This is a genomic window from Vibrio sp. 10N.222.55.C6 (assembly GCF_041473395.1).
GTDB lineage: Bacteria > Pseudomonadota > Gammaproteobacteria > Enterobacterales > Vibrionaceae > Vibrio > Vibrio crassostreae_C.
In genome coordinates, this window is the sequence record NZ_JBFRSD010000906.1 from 1 (window position 1) to 483 (window position 483).

Genomic DNA, 483 nt, shown 5'->3' on the forward strand with positions numbered 1-483 from the left:
ACACTATGAATAGCAAAGTCAGACTTTTGCTCAACATATGTTTGTAACTTAATTAGCCCTAGCGAACCGACTCCGATCAATAAAAATGAAATGAGTACTTCAATTAGGCTAAAACCTTTTTGCTTATAAATCATTCCATGAACCTTTTTGCCATCTTGGCTTAGGTGAAAATTCGAACTCATCAATAACATCTGAATTGAATGAAAAATTCAGAGAGTTATTAAATAGCGCCATTTGCCCTTCTGTATCAAAAAACTGTCCCCCCGTGAAACTGAATGCGCCAGCTTGCGCATAAGTTGCATGGTATGGCGTAAGAGTACTTGAAGAACCATACATAGTATTAATTAGGTCACTAAATACTGAATTTACAAAAGGTTTCACTTCCGTCATCGAGTCCCATTGAGAAGGAGTGGGAGAGTAAGTATTATTAAAATGAAAAAAATACACCTCTAATATCGCCAGAACCAGTGACCCCAAAAACAC

The 483-nt window shown here is 36.9% G+C and carries 1 protein-coding gene and 1 pseudogene; both read right to left on the reverse strand.

What is annotated here, in order from left to right:
• On the reverse strand, positions 1–134 hold a 134-nt coding region (locus AB4486_RS26805; RefSeq protein ID WP_372119813.1), incomplete at its 3' end, for a prepilin-type N-terminal cleavage/methylation domain-containing protein.
• Positions 124–483: pseudogene (locus AB4486_RS26810) on the reverse strand (hypothetical protein); the annotation flags it as partial. The gene AB4486_RS26805 and the pseudogene AB4486_RS26810, both read right to left, overlap by 11 nt.